The sequence below is a fragment of the Psychrobacter frigidicola genome, from assembly GCF_007997305.1.
Taxonomy (GTDB): Bacteria; Pseudomonadota; Gammaproteobacteria; order Pseudomonadales; family Moraxellaceae; genus Psychrobacter; species Psychrobacter frigidicola.
Map to the genome: position 1 here is coordinate 1,293,082 of NZ_VORZ01000001.1, position 21,164 is coordinate 1,314,245.

A 21,164-nucleotide genomic window follows, 5' to 3' on the forward strand; every position below is an offset into this window, starting at 1 on the left:
CACTGAGTTAATTTTCCCGTGTTTTCTGCCCTATTTTCTGTTAGATTGTAAGGCAACCAGCAAACCAATACGCCTTAATGGCATCGCTACGGCATCATGGACTGTGCACTTGTAGTGGTTATCAAGTTAACTTTATGGTAATAGTTTTTATCATAAGATTATTCTCCATAGCTTTGATACCTTTAAACTTGCTTTAGTGCCTTTAAGATGAAGAAGAAATCAGTCCAAAAACAGACAATTACTTTCTATATTTAATATCATTACTGAGTGTTGCTCATCTCATTTTTTCGTTAGACGCGGCCTAATACTGATAGCACTTTCAACATTAACTAGATTGTGCAAACCTTAGATATTTTCTCATTTAAATCGCCTTTACCTAGTAAATATTGTGTAGACAAACACATTTTGCGTCTTGCCCGCATGTTCGCCTGATAATTATTATTGCTGGATGAAAAACCGCATAACTTTTGCTATAATCGTCGTATTAAATCTACCTTTCACTGTCATTGAATAACAAACAAACCCCTTATCTTATAAAGACTTAGGATTATGAAGGTTTAGGATAACTCTATGAGCTCATTAGCAGTACAAACCTACGTCCCGGCTGCCAAAGCCAAACCAAAAAAAGCTATCCAAGGTGAAAAATTACGCGGCTACGATAAAGTTGCGCGTATCCCAATTAAAGTAATCCCCACGATTGAAGCAAAGAAAAAGCCAGACTGGATTCGGGTTAAATTATCTTCACCTGCAGAAGTGGCGCGTATTAAAGCGAAGCTACGTGAGCAAAAGCTGTATACCGTCTGTGAAGAAGCTGCATGCCCAAACTTAGCACAGTGCTTCTCTGATGGTACGGCGACCTTTATGATTATGGGTGACATTTGTACCCGTCGCTGCCCGTTCTGTGATGTGGGACATGGTCGCCCTAATGAGTTAGATAAGGATGAGCCGCGCCATACCGCTGAAACTATTTTGGGTCTAGAGCTTAAATATGCGGTAATTACCTCAGTTGACCGTGATGATTTAAAAGACGGCGGCGCAATGCATTTCGTTGAAGTATTGAATGAATCACGTGCGCTGAGCCCAAATTGCTTAATCGAAATCTTAGTGCCTGATTTCCGTGGCCGTATGGATATCGCCTTAGATTTATTAGCCGAAACCGCGCCGGATGTGTTCAACCATAATATCGAAACGGTGCCACGTTTGTATAAAGCGTTCCGCCCTGGTTCTGATTACCAGCATTCTTTAGACTTGCTGAAAATTTATAAGGAACGTCGTCCTGATATCGCTACCAAATGTGGCTTTATGGTAGGTTTGGGTGAGACTGAAGAAGAAATCTATACCTTACTTGATGATTTGAAAGCGCATGATGTCGATATGATTACGGTCGGTCAATATTTGCAACCCAGCAAGAATCATGCGCCCGTTGATCGGTATGTCCATCCTGACGAATTCGAGCGCTATATGGAATATGGCAAAAAGATTGGCTTTTTTAATATTTGGGCAGGTCCAATGGTACGCTCGAGCTATTTTGCCGACCGTCAATTCTATGGCGAAGATTGCCCAGCGCCTATCCGTAGTCAAAAAGCACTCATTGCTGAAGGTAAGCTTGGTTGTTAGAAACAGTATGGGATTTTTATAAATTACCGCAGTTAATTACCAGTAATTAACTATTAAAAAAAGAGGTCAGACATGGCCTCTTTTTTTATTTTTATTTTTAAGTAGAAAGTTGATTAAAACTGCTTTTTATTAATGATTTATATAGTCGTTCATTTTGGTTACTGAATCCTAAGTAATTCAATACTAAATAATTCAATACCAAGCACCCACCTACTTATTTTAATCACGAAATTATGGCCAACGCTGCATTATATAATAATAAAAGAAATAGCATTGACCCTACAAAGCTTTGTGGTTAAATTGGTTACAGCAATAACTTAGCAAATAACGACTTTGCTTTAAAAGCAGCAATCAAAAAAATAGCGTTATTTTTAATTGTAAAATTTTGAGGATATATTCAATGACTAACCCAATAACAATATCCACCTTAATTAAACCGACTTTATTAAGTTTGGGTCTAATGAGTATTGTGGCCTGTACTGCTATGCAGACCAATAACGCCAGCAAGGTCACAGAAGTTGGCGATGCGGCTACTGTTTATTACAACGGTAATATCATCACTATGGAGGGTAATGAACCGCAGATGGTTGAAGCCTTAGTCACCCAAGCAGGTAAAATAGCTTACGTTGGCAGTCTAAACGCAGCGCAATCAAAATATAAAAATGCCGCGCAGGTAGATTTAAAAAACCAAACGTTGCTACCGGGTTTTATCGATCCGCACAGTCATTTTGATATGGTGTCGAATACGATGGGTCAAGTGAATCTAAACCCTTCCCCTATTGGTAACGTCGATAGTATTAAGCAAATGTTGCAAGCTTTAAAAGCCTATAAACAAGATAATAATATCGCGGATGGTGAGTGGATATACGGTTGGGGTTATGATGAGACTCAGCTGGCTGAGGGCAAACACCCAACCAAAGAGGATATCGATAAAGTATTACCGAACAATCCGGTATATCTGCAACATACCAGTGGTCATATGGGCGTTGCCAATACCAAAGGCCTAGCAGCTATGAAAGTAACGGCGGCTACTAAAGCGCCTGCTGGTGGTAATATTGCACGGGTTAAAGGCTCTAATGAGCCAACGGGTTTAGTACAAGAAACCGCGATGTACCCTTTTGTGCGCAAAATGCTAGAGGTACTCGACCCCAATCAAGCCAAATTCTTTGAGCAGACCCAAGATTATTATGCTGAGCATGGTTTGACCACTGCGCATAATGGCTCGACTGCCCGTGATACTATTCAGTTTTTTCAAAAGCAAGCCGATGCCGGTAAGCTCAAAATTGACTTAGTGGCGCTGGCAGGTGTTAGCGATTTAGACGAGAATTTAGCGGACAAAGACTTTGTATGGAAAACCTATCAAAACGGTTTTAAAGTTCAAGGCACCAAGATCGTCGCTGATGGGTCACCGCAGGGTAAAACCGCTTATTTCAGTCAGCCTTACCTCACCCCAGTTGATGATTGCAAAAAAGACTGCCGAGGTCTGCCAAGCGTCAGTCAGGATGAGCTCAACGAGATGTTCGTAAAAGCTTACGCCCGTGACAATCAACTATTTATCCATAATAATGGCGATGGTGCTACCGATATGATTATCAAGGCGCACGAATACGCGGTGAAAAAAACCGGACAAGCTGCGGACAAAGACCGCCGTACTATTCCTATTCATGCCCAATTTGTACGTTTTGATCAATTACAAGCATTTAAAAAGTATAACATGCACCCCTCGTTTTTTACCAACCATGCCTATTTTTGGGGTGATGTACACGTCAAGAATCTAGGCGAAAAACGGGCCAACTTCTTAAGCCCCATTGTAACCGCCGATAAAATGGGCTTAAAATATACTAACCATTCCGATGATACAGTAACCCCTGTAGATCCAATGTTCACAGTATGGTCAGCAGTTAATCGTACCTCGCGCTCAGGTAAAACAATTGGTAAAGATGAGCGTGCTAGCCCCTATCAAGCGCTTAAAGCCATTACCACCAATGCCGCTTATGAGTACTTTGAAGAGGACAGTAAAGGGTCGTTAACCTCAGGCAAATTGGCTGATTTGGTCATTTTAGATGCTAACCCGCTAACGATCACGCCTAATAAGCTCAAAGATATTAAGGTAGTAAAAACTATTAAAGCAGGCAAAACGATTTATCAGCGCCCAGCACAATAATGAATAACTTGCCTTGAACTTCTAAAACTTTTAACTTAAGGAACCGCTTATGAGTAACCCTGAGAACATTACCTCCTCCGATAATACTCATTATTTGCACCATACATTTTTTGAGCCAGCTGATACCCAAAAGGGCAGCGCAGTCAAAGCAACCTTGCTCATTGTGCATGGTATGGCAGAGCACAGCGGTCGTTACGCTGATTTTGCGCAGTTTTTAGCGAATCATGGCATTGCGGTAGCGACTTACGATCAACTCGGGCACGGACAGACGATTAAAGCGCCTGATGAGTTAGGGTTTTTTGGTAATGAACATCCCGTACAGTCGTTGTTAAAAGACGTCATTATCATGTCGGATGCTTTAAAAGCGCGTCACTCTGAGGTGCCACACTTTATATTAGGGCACTCAATGGGCTCATTTATTGTGCGTACCGTACTTAAGCATCATGCTCAAGAGTTCACAGGGGCTATTCTGATGGGCACAGCAGACGCTAATCCATTGGTTAAAATGGTACTACCAATCAATAAAATGTTAGCAAAAGCCGCTCCTAAAAAGACCAATACCGTATTTGCTGATACGATGAATAAAGTACTTAATGCCAAGCTTGATAACCGTATCTCGTCCTCCGAGTTTGCATGGTTGAGTGAAGACACTGCTAACATTGAAGCCTATGAAGCGGATCCATTGGCTGGTTTTACCTTTACTAACAATGGTTTTTTGACATTGTTTACGCTCATGCAAGCGGGTCTGCATAAAGGGTGGGCATCAACTATTACTAAGAGCTTCCCAATGCTGTTTGTCAGCGGCGAGAATGACCCCATCGGTAATATGGGCCATGGTGTTCGAAATATCATCAGTAACTTACATAAGCAAAAATTCAGCAAGGTTGACGCGCGCTTATACCCCAATATGCGCCACGAAATATTACATGAGCAGCATCCTAGCGTGGTCTATTACGATATTTTAAACTGGATAAGAACGTTGAGCGTTTAATAGGTTGAATTGTTAATAAAAACTGTAGTTTGCTAATTTAGCAAAAATACGACAGGCAACTCTTTAGCTTAAGTACTTTAGTCTAATTAAGAATTATATAACGCACGCGTTAAATGTAGATAAGAAGCAGTTTTTCTCACTTTTCTCTCACTATAAATCATCTTTAGGAGTTTTTATGTCACTACAACAAGCTATCGAACAAGCCTTTGAGAATCGTAACGAATATAGCCCCAGTACCATGCCACAAGACGTCCGTGATGCTATCGAGCAAGTACTTGAGCAACTTGACAACGGCAGTCTGCGTGTCGCTGAAAAGAAAGATGGCGAATGGGTTGTTAATCAATGGGCAAAAAAAGCAGTACTATTATCGTTCCGTCTCAATGATAACTACATCATGTCAGCTGGCGAGCACGTGCAGTTTTATGACAGGGTACCGACTAAATTTGCTGATTGGAGCGAAGCACAGTTTAAAGAAGCGGGCGTTCGTGTTGTGCCTCCTGCTATCGCGCGTAAAGGCTCATATATCGCAGCGGGTGCGGTGTTAATGCCATCTTATGTCAACATTGGTGCTTATATCGATCAAGGTGCGATGATAGATACTTGGGCTACAGTCGGTTCATGCGCTCAAATTGGTAAAAACGTGCATCTATCAGGTGGCGTTGGTATCGGTGGTGTACTTGAACCATTGCAGGCCAATCCAACTATTATTGAAGACAACTGCTTCATCGGTGCGCGCTCTGAAATCGTTGAAGGCGTTATCGTTGAAGAAGGCGCGGTTATCTCAATGGGTGTCTACATCGGTCAATCAACCCGTATTTATGACCGCGAAACAGGCGAGATTCATCGTGGCCGTGTACCAGCCGGATCAGTAGTAATACCGGGTTCACTACCTTCTGAAGATGGTACGCATAGCTTATACGCCGCCATCATTGTAAAAAAAGTAGATGCACAAACGCGTGCGAAAACAGCGGTTAATGAGTTACTACGTTTAGACTAAACCTTGTTACTGCCTTAATAATTGTATTGGTCAAAATCAAGATGCTGAAGATAAACTTCAGTGTCTTTTTTACAGCTTAATATAGCCGCTTAAGCTATAATCTATGAGCTATAATTTATCGTAATATTCTAATACCTTATCTAATACTGCAACTGATCGCTATCTAAACTAATGACTGCCCTTTTTTGCACCTATCTTGTGCCAAGTTTTATACTTGCCAGCTATCGTGTGCCTTATTTTTATCTTGTTTGATAACCGTGTTTTAACTGCTTTTTCAAGTTGGTATTATTCTTACCACCTCTGCTTTTGTAAAACGTTTGACCACGCTATCAACCCCTTATCTTATTTGAAATTTTTATGAGTGAGCTATCGCTACGTACCTCCGCCATCCCCGTCACTGACCCTGAAGCGGGTTTACGCATGACTGAGATTTTTTATTCCCTACAAGGGGAAGCTTTGACCTCAGGCTTGCCGACAATATTTGTCCGCTTAACTGGCTGTCCGCTACGCTGTGTGTATTGCGATACGGAATATGCCTTTAGCGGCGGCGAGCGTCAATCGCTAGAGACGATCATGGCTACGATTGGTAGCTATCCTTGCAAGCGTGTTTGTATCACTGGCGGTGAGCCATTAGCGCAGCCCAATGCCATTGAGCTCATCAAGCGCTTGCTGGCAGACGACTATGAGATATCACTTGAGACTGCAGGGGCGCTATCGGTACAAAATGTCCCGCCAGCCGTTAGTAAAGTGATGGATCTTAAAACCCCAAGCTCAGGTGAGTCGGCTAAAAACTTATGGTCAAACCTTGACTACCTCACCCAGCATGATCAGCTTAAATTCGTGATTATGAACCGTGCTGATTACGACTGGGCTAAAGCCAAACTGTTTGAGTATAAACTAGATAAATTAGTTGGAACTGTGTGGTTTTCGCCGATGTTTAATGTGGCTGAGAATGACAGCAGCCCAGATGTACCCGAATTAGCGCGTGAGTTGGCTGAATGGATGTTGGCCGATGCTTTACCAGTACGCTTTCAATTGCAACTGCATAAAATTATCTGGGCGGATGCCAAAGGTAAATAAGCAAGGCAAGCTATCAGTTTTGAATAGCTTGCTTTTGAACCGCCTGTTTCTGAATAGTCTACTGCGCGTAACTAAAGAAAGTCATCGTCAAAGTTAGAAAGTGCAAGGATGCAACCATGGTCAAACTAATTTTATTAGGCTTGTTAGCGGGCGCGCTATTTAGCTCAACCTTTATCTTGAACGAGCTAATGAGTTCTGCTGGTGGCGATTGGTTTTGGTCAGCAAGCCTACGTTATATTTTTATGTGGCTGATGATTACCATGATTATCACCATGCAACATGGCTTTGGGCGCATTAAAGAATTAGCTATTATCTTCCGTAATAACTGGGGCTTTTGGTGTATCACCGGTAGCATTGGTTTTGGGGTGTTTTATACCGGTATTTGTTATGCTGGCGACCACGTTGCTGGCTGGGTAGTAGCTGCCACCTTTATGTTTACGGTAGTAACTAGCCTGCTAGTATTGTTAGCTTTTGGGCAACGTTTTGACAAAAAATTCATCGTCTATGCGTTATTAGTATTTCTTGGTGTAGTCTTGGTCAATGTCAGTGAAGGCTTACGCGCCTCAACTATAGAGGCGACACCTATGGCTGAGATGCTGCTATATGGCGCATTGCCGGCCTTAATTGCTGCCTTTAGTTACCCTATTGGCAATCAGCTGGTTTGGCAAGTCTCGTATAATTCACGCAAGCATACAGCAGCGCTGCGTAAAGCACGCGAAAGTAATGTTCATAAAAACAGTGCTCAACCACTTACGACAGAAGCGCCCCCTATATCTCCAGCCACCACTGCTGAAAAGACACCGCCCAAATCTATGCTACAAAACCTAATTGCCCGTATTCCAGCAATTGAGACTGAGCTACTACAAAATGCCTTTAATAAAGTTTGGCTAATGACTCTTGGTAGTTTGCCATTTTGGTTAATTTTAGGCATTATAGTGCGTCCTGAAGCTCCTGCTACCTCGCAGATATTCAATACTTTATTGGTGGCTTTATTAGCTGGAGTTGGGGCAACCAGTATCTTTTTATATGCCCGTGAACGCGCTGAGACTTCAAGCGAAGTCGCCGGTGTTGATTCAACTCAGGCTAGTGAAGTCATATTTGCGCTAATTGGTGGTATATTATTACTGGGCAATGCTCTGCCATCAGCGATGGGGCTAGTGGGTATTGGGCTAATTATGCTGGGGCTGGTCTTGTTTGCTAAAGACGGCTGAGACTAAGGAAAAATCTGTTTTATTAGTATTCAAATAAAGCTCTTTTAGTCAGTCGTTATTAGGGATACGACCATGTTCACTGCTTTTATTTTCCCTGATATTTTACTGTATATCTTAGACATGATTGGCATTGTTGCCTGTGCTATCGCGGGTACTTTGCTCGCGCAGCATAAAGGCTTTGATATTGCTGGCTGCATTTTAGTAGCAATGGTCAATGCCATTGGCGGCGGTACACTGCGTGATATGGCGTTAGATCGCCATCCGCTATTTTGGATGACTGACCTCAATTATTTAATCGTTATTACCGTCACCTCCCTTATTCTACAAATATTTGCTAATCTTTATCATAAAATCGATAACGCGTTAAAGCTGTTCGATGCGATTGGGCTCGCCGCCTTTAGCGTCATCGGTTTTAACGTGGCGCTCGATCAAGGTATGTTGCCGGTGATCGCCATTATGATGGGTGTATGGACGGCGATTATCGGCGGCTTATTGCGCGATATTATCTGTAATGAGATACCACTATTGCTCCAACGTGAGATTTATATCTCTGCCAGTATCGTAGGCTCAGTGACGTATTTACTACTTGAGCATTGGGGCATGCCTGCACGACTGAATGAATTTATTATGCTTAGCGTCATCTTTGCAGTGCGGATGTTGGCACTGCGCTTTGATTGGCATCTTCCCTCCATTCGCCTGGTTGGCTAACTTCTTAGCCGCTTGCGTGAATTTTTTATGTGAAACTTTATGATCAGTATTATCAGTGTCAATCTGTATGCGTGGCTGAATGCCTGTTGTATGACCCTATTTGGCAAATCTTTCGACCTGCTATTTTCGCCTACCTTCGCTACCCTCAGTGCGGCCGCTCCGTCTACTTCTATCACCCCAATCGCCCATGCTCCGGCGGCCCTCACTCCTGAGTTTGTGACGCGATTTGAGCCCACCTCGTTTATGTTTTGGCTTGAGATGTTTGGTATTTTTGCCTGTAGCATATCGGGAACCGTGTTGGCCAAGCATAAAAACTTTGATGTGTTTGGCTGCATTTTAGTGGCGATGATTGCTGCCATTAGTGGCCCGACAGCGCGTGACATTATTCTTGATCGCTATCCGCTGTTTTGGATGGTAAATATGAATTACCTGCTAATTATCACTATATCCTCCGTTGGGTTTCAGATGTTTTGTAACCCAAAAGCGCGGCATGTGGATGGCTTATTAAAGCTATTCGATGGCTTGGCGTTGGCGATTTTTACCTTGATTGGCATACAAGTGGCGCAAGAAATGGGCGCTAATATCCCCATCTGTATCTTGCTTGGGGTACTAAATATTCTGTTTGGTGGGGTCATACGCGATATGCTGTGTAATGAGATTCCATTAGTATTGCAGCGCGAGATTTATGTCACTGCAGCAATTATTGGCGGCGTGTTGTACTTTGCATTAGAGGGTATGGGTGTGACCTCTTGGATAAAAGAGTCGTGTACGCTGATGACGATTTTTGTGATTCGTATGCTAGCGGTGCGCTATGATTGGCATTTTCCAGACATTGGACTAATGAAAAAACATTCGCTTTAACCATTCAAAGAAGATAAGAATCAAAAAAAGGGCATTAACCCTAATGATTGACGCCCCTTTTTATATCAAAATTTATGATTAGTGCTTTTGAAATTCATAATTTTAAACTAGATAATTACCGCTAAGTCTTTAACCATCAACTGTAAGCTTTTTTTACCATTCCACTCATTAATAGCAAGCTCAAATAATAAGTGGACCTTCTCAGCTCGATAATCCCACTCGCTGCTATCAAAGTTAAAATAAATCGCCTCAATCGGATATTGTACGTCTGGATAACGCAGTGATAGTTTTAGATGCTTGTCTTTTAACACTTTAAAGCTCAACACTTCAAACACCCCATCGAATATCGGCGGTGCAAAGCCGTGTCCCCAAATACTGGCCTCTGCTAAATTCTCAACAAACCATAAGCTAAAATCATCGGCTTGCAGTGTACCATCGGTATATTTTTGCTCAGCGAATACGCTATCATCAAGCTCATCTAACACATCATTAAAAGCAGTAACAAAACCCTCAAAGTTACTACGTTTAATAGTCAAGCCTGCGGCCATCGCATGCCCACCAAAATGGCTGATTAAATTAGGGTGCTGTTCTGCCACTTGCTCAATCGCATCGCGAATGTGCACCCCAGCTATCGAGCGGGCTGAACCTTTAATCGCATCATCACCATTTGTACGTTCCATATCGGCAGGCGCGAAGACAATACTAGGACGATAATAACTTTCTTTTAAGCGGCCAGCGACAATACCAATAACGCCCTGATGCCAGTTGTCTTGATAAAGAACAATACTACGCTGGTCATTATTATTAGTAACTGGGTTTTTTTCAGCCTTTTTAGTAATGATAATATCATTACTATCATCATTATTATGGCTATCGTTACTGTCTTCACTATTGCTGCCATCAGACTCATCATCAGCGTTTAAACTTTCTACAATACTATCGGCTTGAGTGCGCATCTCGCCTTCGACTTGTCGGCGGTTACGATTGAGCTGTTCAAGCTCGTGCGCTAAGCGTTGCGCGGTAGGCCAATCTTCAGTCAATAAGCATTCAATACCGATACGCATATTGTCCATACGCCCAGCCGCATTAATACGTGGCCCCAATACAAAACCAAAATCTTGCGCATGCAATTTTTTGGGGTCGCGCCCTGCTTGCTCAAGCAGCGCTAAAATCCCCATACAGCAGCGCCCTTGTCGAATAGCAGCTAGCCCATGATGTACAAGAATACGATTGTTTTTATCCAATATACCAACGTCTGCAATCGTACCCAGCGCTACTAAGTCTAAATATTGACTGACTTGCACCGTAGACTTGCCAGCCTCACGGCGTAATTTAGCCAAGCGTCCAAGCACATAAAACGCGACCCCAACTCCGACCAAAGCTTTACTAGTAAAGTCACAGTCTTGCTGATTGGGATTGACCACGGCCTCAGCAGGCGGCACAGGTTTGGTTGTGAGATGATGGTCAGTAATGATAACGGTGATACCGTCCGCTTGCGCGCGTGCCACGCCTTCATGGCTTGAGATACCATTATCCACCGTGACAATCACTTGCGGCTGATAGGTCTCAATACCCAACTCGACAATCTCAGGCGTCAAACCATAACCGTACTTAAAGCGATCAGGCACTAAGAAATCAACTTTTGCGCCCATAGCCGTCAAGGCACGCATCATCAGCGCGGTACTGGTGGCACCGTCACAGTCAAAGTCACCAACGATTAGGATTCGCTGACCTTCATCGATAGCCACGTCTAACAAACGTACGGCTTCCGTGACACCATGCAACATCTCAGCCGGTAACAGACCAGACAAAGTGGTCTCAAGCTCATCAGGTTCAATGATACCTCGCCCTGCATACAGGCGAGCAAGAGTAAAGGATTGGGCAGCAAGGGGTTGCAGCGCGGCGGGCAACTCGTCAATGCGAGTGCCAGTATATCGGGGGGTCAAATTTAGCATGTTGGTATTCTACTGGCTTTGTCACTGGCTCACAATGTTAATTTATAGCAGCGGCGTCTACAGATAAAAGCGATTCATAAAGGCATCAATAAACATGTCAAGATAGACGTCAATATAGATATCAGTAAAGGCAACTTAACCAACATTCTTATGATAAGCAGATATGATTATCTTATGTGCAACTTACAAAAACTGCGTATAGATAAGCTATTTTTTATAATTCGATACAAAGCTATGATTGCATGCCAGCGATAAATACATAAAATGATAGCTACTTGTCAAACTTACTATTTATTCAACATTGATACCTTTATAAGGATACTATTATGCTCACTACCCCCGCCGTTGACAAACTCCCCAATACTATCGATCCTAATTTAAACCTAGAACAAGTCAAAAAAGAATGTATAGACTTAGTCAAAAAACGCGCCAGATATTCCGCTGGTGTGGCCGTTGTCCCTGTACCCTTCTTTGATGTGGCCGTTGATGCTGGCATGTTAACCCAACTGCTTCCTGATATCAGTGAACGCTTTGGCTTAATTGAAGGTCGTGAGTCGGCAGTAGATTTAGAGTCACGCGCTATTCATTGGGGTGCTTTAAAAGATCGCACCGTCGACTTTGCAGCCCTTATGGCAACCCGCGGTATCGTGAAGAAAACGGTGCAAGGTTTTGGTGGTCGTATTGCGGCTAAGCAAGTGACCAAGTTTATTCCACTCGGTGGACAATTGGTTGCAGCAACGATGGGCTACATGATTTTCAAAAAAATCGCCACCGACCATATCGAAGAATGTTATAAATTGGCTAAAAGTATTCAGCAAGAGCAACATGGTAAAAATGTTTAAAACCCTATAATCATATAGATTAAAAAACCAGCTGAGTTACCTTCGCTGGTTTTTTAATTTAAATCACTCACGTTTCTGACCTACTTTATCTGAGATAAGTTGATTCTTAGCCTAGAGCTGTTGTTCTTTCTGTCTATATATATTCGCCCCGACCAGTTATTATTTAAAGACAGCACCTCACCGAATTTTATCTGAGATTTTTGATCTAGTTTTAATAGGTCTCGAAGTTGCTTATGATGGTGTGTGACCGGAATCAACGCTTGCAAAACGTCGGTTAGAACAGGTAAAGTCTGACCACTAATGGGTTCAATATTAAATACAACCTCACTATAATCACAGCCTTCCAAAGTAGCCGTCACTTGTAGATCACGTATCTGCGCCTTTTCTGTAATGACTTGCGTGTAGTCATGCATATCGATATCGGTCTCACGGGTAACACCGCGAGCAAGTTTCAGCAGGGGTTTGTCTTTAATACCAGCCAGTCGGCAGTTCTCCCGATAATAGGTACTCGTGGGATTACCATTTATCCAGTTCACTTCAAATTTAAGGGCTGGTACTAGCAGCACGCCATCTTTATAAGCTTCAGGATGACTGCGATAGTTTGGTACTGCTTCATACTTAATGCGCTGACCGACGATGCTATACTCAACGATATGCTCGCTAAAGGGTGCATAAAGTAACACCTCATGATCTTTTATTATTTTCTGTTTTTTATCTAATAGGACATAATGAATACCGCTATTGGTCGTCACACTACCGCCCAATGGACCAGAAGACTCAACCACCAACGCAAAATCTCGGATACCATTTCGGTCAAAATCCTGCGCGATTAAAGGCACCAAGCGCAGACTATAATCCATGCTCTGCTCGTCCTCATCGCCATCTTCATATTTATCTGAGCAGTCATACTCTAGTACAGGACTCACACGCGGATTGGGGTCGGGCGATGAGCAACGCTCTTCTATTAACGCTATGATGACGGGCTTTGGCAACACGACTTCTCGAGCATGGACGACCGAAACCGTACTGATTAATAATGTCGATAGCATAAAATAATATCGCAACATATCCGCCTCCACTACCCATGAAGAGTTAGAGTTAAAATAGCACGGCTGGAGAGAGTGGTAAACAGATTGCACCTATTTAAACTAAGTTAATAACTAAATAAAGACCCTGCTAAAAGTATCTATATCTCGCTCTTACAATATTTGGTGTGAGTCAAAGCTCTAAAAGTATGTAATAATCGCAAGTCGTTGTCAGTACCTCAAATCGAACGATGATTGTTTATTTAAAAACCACTTTAAAAGCCTTTATCAAAATATACTTTCAACCACAACTTTTAAACAATACTAATTAATATCAAAGGATTACACTATGAAAAAACTCTTTATCTCTACTGCTATGCTTGCTACATTTGCTCTCGCCGGATGTACCACAACAGGCGCTAACACCAACCCAAGCACGATCCCAGGCGCAGCAGGCACTGCTATTGGTACAGTAAACAGCGCTGGGATGAATGTATTAAAAACCGTTATCGATAACCAATGCCGTTATGAGATTGAAAAACAACCTGCTTGGCGCATCGTTAGTGCCGCTATGAATGAGAGACAACAAGAGGCGGCAACAAGCAAAGTTTGTGGCTGCGTCAGTGAGCAAGCACCACAACAAGTGACTCTTGTTGAGCTGGGAAATGCAGCCATAAATTCTAACTATAGAGTACAACTGGCGACTAAAGTCATTGCGAACACGCTACAAAGTTGTTACAGCACTATGTTAAAATAAAAGATGTGATGAAGCTAAAAAATTCATCCGTGTTAAAAACAAAAAGGCTGAGTTTCATTATGAACTCAGCCTTTTTGTTTTTAACACGGTTGTGAAGAAGGATATTACAATGAAGCGTCTAAACCAATAAACTTAAGCACTTATTCTATGTAGATAATTATGGCTTTAAAGGCGTTCCTGATAACGGGGTTCCCGTTAAAGGTCTCTCATTTTGTGATGGCTTCAAAGGTACGGGCGCACCTAAAGCAGAGGTTGACGGTAAAACTACCTTAGTAAAGTATTTAGATCTGCCATCAATAACCTTGTTAACACCTTCAACCAAATCCTCAATAACATCATCATATATCCCATGATGCAGCTCAGTCTCAAAAGCGGTAAAAGGATGCTTACGAGCCGCTGCCCTTACGTCCGTTATTCCTTGCTTCGTATAGAAAATATTGACAGTACCATCACTGTTTAAGATGCAACTTAAATCACCTTCATCCATGACCATATCTATACGCTCAGGCATAAAAATATAGTCATCAACATTGACCAGTTCCTTTTCTACCGCTTTTTTAAATAACGACTTAACATCAAACATAAATACACTCCTAAAGTTTAAATTTTGTAGACCTGAGACATTCAAAATGACTGTCACCTAGATGATGCTTTGTTGAGCTATACTACAAAAACCAGTAGGATTTTTTAAGTGGCAAAGTGTAAAACTACGTTTGATATTAGCAATGACATGATGTTGGTGTTATCACTTATAGTGGCGTCAATAGTCATGTGGGTAATGCAAAATATCGAGCGAAACTAGTGATAAGAGTCGTCACATTCTCAATAAAAACTGTCCACGAAAGTCAAAAACCTAGCTTTTTAAAAACTTGCTTAATAGTTTCCGTACAGTCTAAAACAAATTGGTCATCCACTTCTATGAGAGTAACTATCTCAGAAACATCCCCTTCCTCAAAAAACCCTTCATTTTCACCTTTTACTTTGAAAGATAAATTGTGTTTATTTTTTATAAGGTAGTCATAGCTCCTTCCATACCCATGCTTCAATACATTAATCGCCGCTCTGTAGATTTCAAATTTACTCACTAACTCAGTTTCACCCATTTCTTTCAACTCTTTTTCAGCTTGAATAAAACCATTCTTGCATATTAATAGTGTTTGTAATGTAGATTCTGAAAAGGAGAATACTCCAATAATGTATATTGTTTTCTGTAGAGTAAGTGTCTGTAGAAACTTAACCCATAAAGTACTTCCACTTGTTTCCAGCTCTTTTGATATTAGCTCATAACTTCTTTCCATTGAATTAATTGTTAATAATGTAGACATTTCTATGAGTTCACTAAATTTATGCATTTAATTTTATCCAGATTTATCGTAACACATAAGTAAAACAGTAAAACCTCTACCAAAACTAGAGTAAAAAATGTTATCCAATTAGCTCTTCAATCTCACGCTCAGCTACTATTCTATAAGGAGCATTATAATAAGCGTAAAGAAACGGAGTTCCACCTTCTCTTTCAGAAATTTTTGCTTGAATTAGGAATCTTGTACCGACTGGATAAGATTTTCTCATCTTTGAAGAGCACTCTACATTCATACTCGTATCAAAACTTTGTCCCGCTATAGGACGAGCCCGTATACTCTTTGATGAACCACCTTTTGTATTAATATAAGTTTCAATAACTACATCTTTATAACTACTCATTTTATTTCTCCAATTGATAAAAGTAAGCTTGCTGATAACTGTAGTTCTTTATACCATATAAAATATTTTTAAAAGAGATTGGTTAAAAGAGTTCATCTTTTTAATGAAACTGACTCATTTTAACTTTAATGAAAAGTAAAATTAACTTTGACATATTAACTAAACATAAAAAAGGCGAGCTAACTATCAGCTAACCCGCCCTACTCTCTGTGAACTCTATGCTTTACCTGCTAAAGCAAATGCGCCTTTAGCTCCAACACTTTATCCCGAGTTTTCGCCGCATCTTCAAACTTCAAGTCGCGCGAATATTGCTTCATCAGCTTCTCCAGACGATTGATTTCTTTAGCGAGTAAATCAGGACTGCGTAAGATGCTAATATCCACATCAGGTAGATTGCTTTTGACCGGAATCGCTTGATTGTCATTGGCATCGAGGTCCTCACCGGTATCGATTTTGTCAGTGACATTTCGGCGCGCACCTTTTGGCGTGATGTTATGCTCAAGGTTAAATGCCACTTGTTTTTCACGGCGACGATCGGTCTCATCAATCGCCTTTTGCATACTGTTGGTGATACGGTCGGCATAGAGAATCGCCTTACCATGAAGATGGCGCGCAGCACGACCAATGGTCTGAATCAAGGCTCGCTCCGAACGCAAAAAGCCCTCTTTATCCGCATCAAATATTGCGACCAATGACACTTCTGGCAAATCGAGACCTTCACGTAGCAGGTTAATACCGACCAGTACATCATATACGCCCGTCCGCAGCTCATGAATAATTTGCATACGCTCAAGGGTGTCAATATCTGAATGGAGATAAGCGACTTTGACATCGTATTCTTTGAGATAACTGGTCAAATCCTCTGACATCCGCTTGGTTAAAGTAGTGATTAATACGCGTTCATCTTTGGCACTGCGGATAGTAATCTCCGATAGCACATCATCGACTTGGGTAAGTACCGGACGAATCTCAATCTCAGGATCAATCAGACCCGTTGGACGCACCACTTGCTCGACGACTTGTTCGCTATGTTCCAACTCATATAATGCAGGCGTGGCGCTGACATAAATCGTGGTCGGCTTAATACGTTCCCATTCTTCGAACTTCATTGGACGGTTATTCATGGCACTTGGCAAACGGAAACCATAATTGACCAAGTTTTCTTTCCGTGACCGATCACCTTTATACATCGCCCCAATTTGCGAGACTGTCACATGCGACTCATCAAGGAATAGCAAGGCATCCTCTGGGATATAATCAAACAATGTCGGCGGCGCTTCCCCTGATGGACGTCCAGATAAATGCTGTGAGTAGTTCTCGATACCGTTACAATAGCCCAGCTGTTGAATCATCTCTAAATCATACTGCGTACGCTCTTTAAGACGCTGCGCTTCAATTAATTTATTATTATCACGGAAATACTCAAGACGTGGTTCAAGCTCAGCACGAATCGTATGAGTTGCCGCCTCTAGCTTATTACGCGGCGTCACATAGTGCGATTTTGGATAAATGGTAATACGCGGCACGCTACGCACCGTTTTACCAGTTAGCGGATCAAACCAAGTGATTTTTTCCACTTCATTATCAAACAAATGGACCCGCACAGCCAGCTGCTCCGATTCTGCTGGATAGATATCTAGTATCTCACCGCGCAAGCGATACGTACCACGACCAAAGTCTAGCTCATTACGCATATATTGCATTTCAACCAAACGTTTAATGGTCGCAGTACGATCTATGCGGTCACCAACCACAATATGCAGTAGCATTTTTAGATAGCTTTCGGGATCACCCAAACCATAAATGCACGATACCGAAGCGACAATAATCGCATCACGCCGCTCTAACAATGCCCGTGTGGCAGACAGACGCATTTGGTCAATATGATCATTAATCGCGCTGTCTTTTTCGATAAAGGTATCACTAGCGGCCACATAAGCTTCGGGCTGATAATAATCATAATAGCTGACGAAATACTCGACCGCATTATTGGGAAAAAACGCTTTAAACTCACCATATAACTGCGCAGCAAGCGTTTTATTATGCGCCATGATAATGGTTGGACGTTGCGTCTCAGCGATGACCTTTGCCATGGTATAGGTCTTACCAGAGCCCGTTACCCCAAGCAATAACTGCTCATCCATGCCTGCATTAATACCTTTAACTAGCTTTTCAATCGCTTGCGGCTGATCGCCTGCTGGCTCAAATTCGGTGACCATCTCAAAAGCACGACTTGCTATTTGCGTACCTGACGCATTAACACCACTAATTTCAGCTTCGCCTTGCAGCTGAGTGGCCAATTGATTTAACTGACGCGATGAACGCGGTTCGGGCATACGCATAATAGCTATCTTCTTTTAATGTTTTTAATAATATGGGGATAAATGGCTATTTTTAAAGGACAATTTAAGAGCTTATCCTTAATATAGGGGTATATATTTTACCCAAAATATCACGATATATAGCTACTATTTATCAAAGATAAATAAGTGACATATACGTTTGAAAATATAATCAAAGGTAAAAATATAATAAAAATAAAGCCGAAAAATTAAGGTATAGTCTAAAGACATTAAACAAAGGAATGGATTATGAAAGGCAACTGTCTGTGCGGTAATGTCACTATAGAAGTAGAAGACATCAACACCTTTGAGGCTTGTCACTGCACAATGTGTCGCCGCTGGGGCAGCGGTCCATTAATGGCAGTACATAGCAACTCAAAACCCGACATTTAAGGTGAGGACTCTATGACCGTCTACCCTTCATCCGAATGGGCAGAGCGCGCATTTTGCCATAAATGCGGTACTAATTTATATTATCATCAGCTTGGCTCTGAGACTTACGTCTTATCTTTAGGTCTATTTCAAGACCACACTAACTTTACCTTTGAAAGCCAAATTTTCATTGATAGAAAGCCGGACTATTATGAGTTTGCCAATGACACTGAAAACTTAACCCAGCAGCAATTGTTTGATAAGTTTAAAGAGAAAGGCATCAAACCTACCGAGTAGTATATTTAACTAGGATAAATGGCTATTTATGCAACTGATTATTTTTATTGGTATCCAAGGCGCTGGTAAATCCACTTTTTATCAGCGCCAGTTTTTCCACAGTCATATCCGCCTCAATAAAGACATGCTCAACACCAATCATCGGCTACAGTTATTATTTGAGGCGTGTCTTACCAGCAAGACCAAAACGGTCATTGATAAAACCAATCCGACTGTGCTTGAGCGTGCTGACTTTATTACCGCAGCAAAAGCCGCTAACTTTGAAGTTATTGCCTACTACCTTGATTGTCCGTTTAAAGATGCGTTAGCACGTAATAATGCTCGTCAAGGTAAAGAGAAAATCCCTGAAGTTGGTGTTAAAGGTACGGCAAAAAAGATGCAACGCCCAAGATTTGAGGAAGGCTTTGATAGGATATTTATTGTTAGTGTTGGTGAGGATACATTCTCTATCAATGAATATTTAGATAGTGCACCACCTTAATCTCATCAACTGCATTCCAGCTCGATTAAATAAATGCTCTAGGACTACATAACCTGTCTAGATAAGGGTTCAACTTTACAAAGCTTTTCATGGTTAACAAAGTTGTTACACGACCACTTAATAAAGCCTAACGCTTAAGGGTTTCATGTTTGAGTTAAGCTGCTATTATTGGTGCTGAATTAAGCAGTAACGCCAAGTATCGTGACTACGATAATTTATAAACTTGGTGCTGATCAAAATTTATTATAACAACTTAAAGAATTCTTATTAATATAGCCCTTAACTAATAATTAAATAATGGAGCAAAACATGAGAGAACGTTACGCAAGTGGAATAGACGACGCAACTGCACAGAAAATGACTGATTTGTTGAATGCTAATTTAGCAAATCTGATCGATTTGAGTATGGACAGCAAGCAATGTCATTGGAATTTGCAAGGTACTGGCTTTATTGGTGTACATCAGCTATTAGATGACACTTATGATCGCTTAACTGAAGCTTTTGATACTGTTGCTGAACGCATTGTTATTCTTGGCGGTAAAGCCAATGGTATCTCTAAGCGTGTCGTTGAGGACTCTATCTTAGAGACTTACCCTACTGATATCACTGAAGTTGACCAGCACGTTCGTGAGCTTACTAATCGCTACAAGACCATTGCAGCATCTTTGCGTGAAGCGATTGATACCGCTGGCGAAGCTGGTGATGAAGATACCGCTGATTTATTGACTGAAGTTAGCCGTACTATCGATAAAGACGCTTGGTTCATCGGTGCGAATGCGCCAAAGAAATAAGCTTTAAAGAGAAAACACTGTTTCAATCTAGTTCAATACTAAAACATTAATAGCAGTGAAAGAAAAAGGTCATCTATCAAGGTGACCTTTTTCTATGTCTAATTTTTATATACTGAGTTCTTTAAAAACCATGGGTTTATAACAACATACTGATGGCGGCATCCTTTTAAGAACCACTTCTCTCCTACTCTATAAAATGTCTTTCATAAGCCGTTTCATTTGCGGCAATAACTCATTCAGTTGATCTTTAGTAGCATCCATATCCTCTGGTAACGATTGTTTTAAAAATTCAGCGGTCACTTGTGGCTGCTTAGCTAAAATACTTTGACCGATAGCGGTATCATAAAACTTAATCTGAGCATCAACTTCAGCTTGAGTATAATAAGCCTTTGCCGCGCTCATATAAGCCGCTGTCATAGTTTCAATATCAGTTGCTTCGTCGATACTACCAGTTAAGATTTTGGTATATTGGCCTAACAGTCCTTGGATTCGAGTTTGCAGTTCAAGTTGGCGTTTGTTTAACTTCTTATCGCCTACTTTGTCAGCACTTGATTGCTGCGTACGTTTACTTGTTTGGATATTACTTGTTTGCGTGTTAATCGCATCAACGGCTGCATGTTGACCATTCACGATAGCGGTTATCTGCTCATCAATATGCATGACCTGCATCAGCTTAACGATAGATACCTCAGTTGGCGTTCGAGTAGACATCAATGGATTGTCAATAAATTGCGTGTTATAAGGTTGGGAACTTACAGCCTGAGTGTTGACATCACTTGTAGACTTGCTGCGTGTTTTGATTTGCGAACTAGGTTCACTATGAATAATCATTTCAGCATTCGCATGATTTATAACAAAGCCAAAAACACCACCGATAAGTGTCATTATTAGTAATGATTGAACCGCTAATGGACGAGTAACGGAAGCTTGCAAATTAACTTGAGTACTATTATTTATGAGGTTCATTT

Annotated in this window: 21 protein-coding genes; 14 read left to right on the forward strand and 7 right to left on the reverse strand. The window is 41.5% G+C overall.

Going from position 1 to position 21,164, the window contains the following annotated elements:
- The first annotated feature begins 570 nt into the window (after positions 1-570).
- The 8 genes from lipA (at position 571) to ES754_RS05270 (ending at position 9,629) form a co-directional block, all read left to right on the forward strand.
- Entirely contained in the window at positions 571-1,617 is a 1,047-nt protein-coding gene (gene lipA, locus ES754_RS05235) for a lipoyl synthase (protein WP_147222691.1), read from the forward strand.
- A 400-nt stretch (positions 1,618-2,017) separates the two neighbouring features.
- Positions 2,018-3,781 (forward strand): amidohydrolase, encoded by a 1,764-nt coding sequence (locus ES754_RS05240; RefSeq protein WP_147222693.1) that lies wholly within the window; start codon positions 2,018-2,020, stop codon positions 3,779-3,781.
- Between the two features lie 49 nt (positions 3,782-3,830).
- Positions 3,831-4,772 (forward strand): alpha/beta fold hydrolase, encoded by a 942-nt coding sequence (locus tag ES754_RS05245; RefSeq protein WP_147222695.1) that lies wholly within the window; start codon positions 3,831-3,833, stop codon positions 4,770-4,772.
- Between the two features lie 175 nt (positions 4,773-4,947).
- Positions 4,948-5,769, forward strand: a complete 822-nt coding sequence (gene dapD / locus ES754_RS05250) for a 2,3,4,5-tetrahydropyridine-2,6-dicarboxylate N-succinyltransferase (RefSeq protein WP_147222697.1) — start codon at positions 4,948-4,950, stop codon at positions 5,767-5,769.
- 357 nt (positions 5,770-6,126) lie between these two features.
- Positions 6,127-6,849, forward strand: coding sequence for a 7-carboxy-7-deazaguanine synthase QueE (queE, locus tag ES754_RS05255; RefSeq protein WP_147222699.1), 723 nt, complete (start codon positions 6,127-6,129; stop codon positions 6,847-6,849).
- A gap of 116 nt (positions 6,850-6,965) precedes the next feature.
- On the forward strand, positions 6,966-8,060 hold the full coding sequence (locus tag ES754_RS05260) for a multidrug resistance efflux transporter family protein (RefSeq protein WP_147222701.1): 1,095 nt from the start codon (positions 6,966-6,968) through the stop codon (positions 8,058-8,060).
- A gap of 72 nt (positions 8,061-8,132) precedes the next feature.
- Positions 8,133-8,768: a trimeric intracellular cation channel family protein gene (locus ES754_RS05265; RefSeq protein WP_147222703.1), complete on the forward strand. Its 636-nt coding sequence runs from the start codon at positions 8,133-8,135 to the stop codon at positions 8,766-8,768.
- Positions 8,769-8,807: 39 nt separating this feature from the next.
- Entirely contained in the window at positions 8,808-9,629 is an 822-nt protein-coding gene (locus ES754_RS05270) for a trimeric intracellular cation channel family protein (RefSeq protein ID WP_227677963.1), read from the forward strand.
- A gap of 107 nt (positions 9,630-9,736) precedes the next feature.
- On the opposite strand, the gene recJ is transcribed toward ES754_RS05270, so the two are convergent.
- Positions 9,737-11,584, reverse strand: a complete 1,848-nt coding sequence (gene recJ / locus ES754_RS05275) for a single-stranded-DNA-specific exonuclease RecJ (protein WP_147222705.1) — start codon at positions 11,582-11,584, stop codon at positions 9,737-9,739.
- Between the two features lie 326 nt (positions 11,585-11,910).
- On the opposite strand from recJ, the gene ES754_RS05280 reads away from it, so the two are divergent.
- Positions 11,911-12,426 carry a hypothetical protein gene (locus tag ES754_RS05280; protein WP_147222707.1) on the forward strand — a complete coding sequence of 172 codons (516 nt, stop codon included), beginning with the start codon at positions 11,911-11,913 and terminating at the stop codon, positions 12,424-12,426.
- 80 nt (positions 12,427-12,506) lie between these two features.
- Here the strand turns inward: ES754_RS05280 and ES754_RS05285 are convergent, their stop codons facing one another.
- Positions 12,507-13,493, reverse strand: coding sequence for a hypothetical protein (locus ES754_RS05285; RefSeq protein ID WP_147222709.1), 987 nt, complete (start codon positions 13,491-13,493; stop codon positions 12,507-12,509).
- 307 nt (positions 13,494-13,800) lie between these two features.
- Between ES754_RS05285 and ES754_RS05290 the strand changes: the two genes are divergently transcribed.
- Positions 13,801-14,208: a hypothetical protein gene (locus tag ES754_RS05290; RefSeq protein WP_147222711.1), complete on the forward strand. Its 408-nt coding sequence runs from the start codon at positions 13,801-13,803 to the stop codon at positions 14,206-14,208.
- Between the two features lie 157 nt (positions 14,209-14,365).
- Here the strand turns inward: ES754_RS05290 and ES754_RS05295 are convergent, their stop codons facing one another.
- The 4 genes from ES754_RS05295 to uvrB form a co-directional block, all read right to left on the reverse strand.
- The gene (locus ES754_RS05295) at positions 14,366-14,791 is read right to left on the reverse strand and encodes a hypothetical protein (protein ID WP_227677962.1); all 426 of its coding nucleotides are present in this window, start codon (positions 14,789-14,791) and stop codon (positions 14,366-14,368) included.
- A gap of 262 nt (positions 14,792-15,053) precedes the next feature.
- The gene (locus tag ES754_RS05300) at positions 15,054-15,560 is read right to left on the reverse strand and encodes a hypothetical protein (protein WP_147222713.1); all 507 of its coding nucleotides are present in this window, start codon (positions 15,558-15,560) and stop codon (positions 15,054-15,056) included.
- Between the two features lie 73 nt (positions 15,561-15,633).
- Positions 15,634-15,912, reverse strand: a complete 279-nt coding sequence (locus tag ES754_RS05305) for a hypothetical protein (RefSeq protein ID WP_147222715.1) — start codon at positions 15,910-15,912, stop codon at positions 15,634-15,636.
- A gap of 230 nt (positions 15,913-16,142) precedes the next feature.
- Complete coding sequence (gene uvrB, locus ES754_RS05310) at positions 16,143-18,254, reverse strand: excinuclease ABC subunit UvrB (RefSeq protein ID WP_147222717.1); 2,112 nt, start codon at positions 18,252-18,254, stop codon at positions 16,143-16,145.
- 249 nt (positions 18,255-18,503) lie between these two features.
- On the opposite strand from uvrB, the gene ES754_RS12235 reads away from it, so the two are divergent.
- The 4 genes from ES754_RS12235 to dps all read left to right on the forward strand — a co-directional run bounded on the left by ES754_RS12235 (position 18,504) and on the right by dps (position 20,196).
- Positions 18,504-18,647: a GFA family protein gene (locus ES754_RS12235; protein ID WP_228267760.1), complete on the forward strand. Its 144-nt coding sequence runs from the start codon at positions 18,504-18,506 to the stop codon at positions 18,645-18,647.
- 12 nt (positions 18,648-18,659) lie between these two features.
- Entirely contained in the window at positions 18,660-18,923 is a 264-nt protein-coding gene (locus ES754_RS12240; RefSeq protein ID WP_228267761.1) for a GFA family protein, read from the forward strand.
- A 28-nt stretch (positions 18,924-18,951) separates the two neighbouring features.
- Entirely contained in the window at positions 18,952-19,404 is a 453-nt protein-coding gene (locus ES754_RS05320) for an ATP-binding protein (RefSeq protein ID WP_147222719.1), read from the forward strand.
- Positions 19,405-19,713: 309 nt separating this feature from the next.
- Positions 19,714-20,196, forward strand: a complete 483-nt coding sequence (gene dps / locus ES754_RS05325; protein ID WP_147222721.1) for a DNA starvation/stationary phase protection protein Dps — start codon at positions 19,714-19,716, stop codon at positions 20,194-20,196.
- 189 nt (positions 20,197-20,385) lie between these two features.
- On the opposite strand, the gene ES754_RS05330 is transcribed toward dps, so the two are convergent.
- Positions 20,386-21,162, reverse strand: coding sequence for a DUF2059 domain-containing protein (locus tag ES754_RS05330; RefSeq protein ID WP_227677960.1), 777 nt, complete (start codon positions 21,160-21,162; stop codon positions 20,386-20,388).
- Positions 21,163-21,164 lie beyond the last annotated feature (2 nt).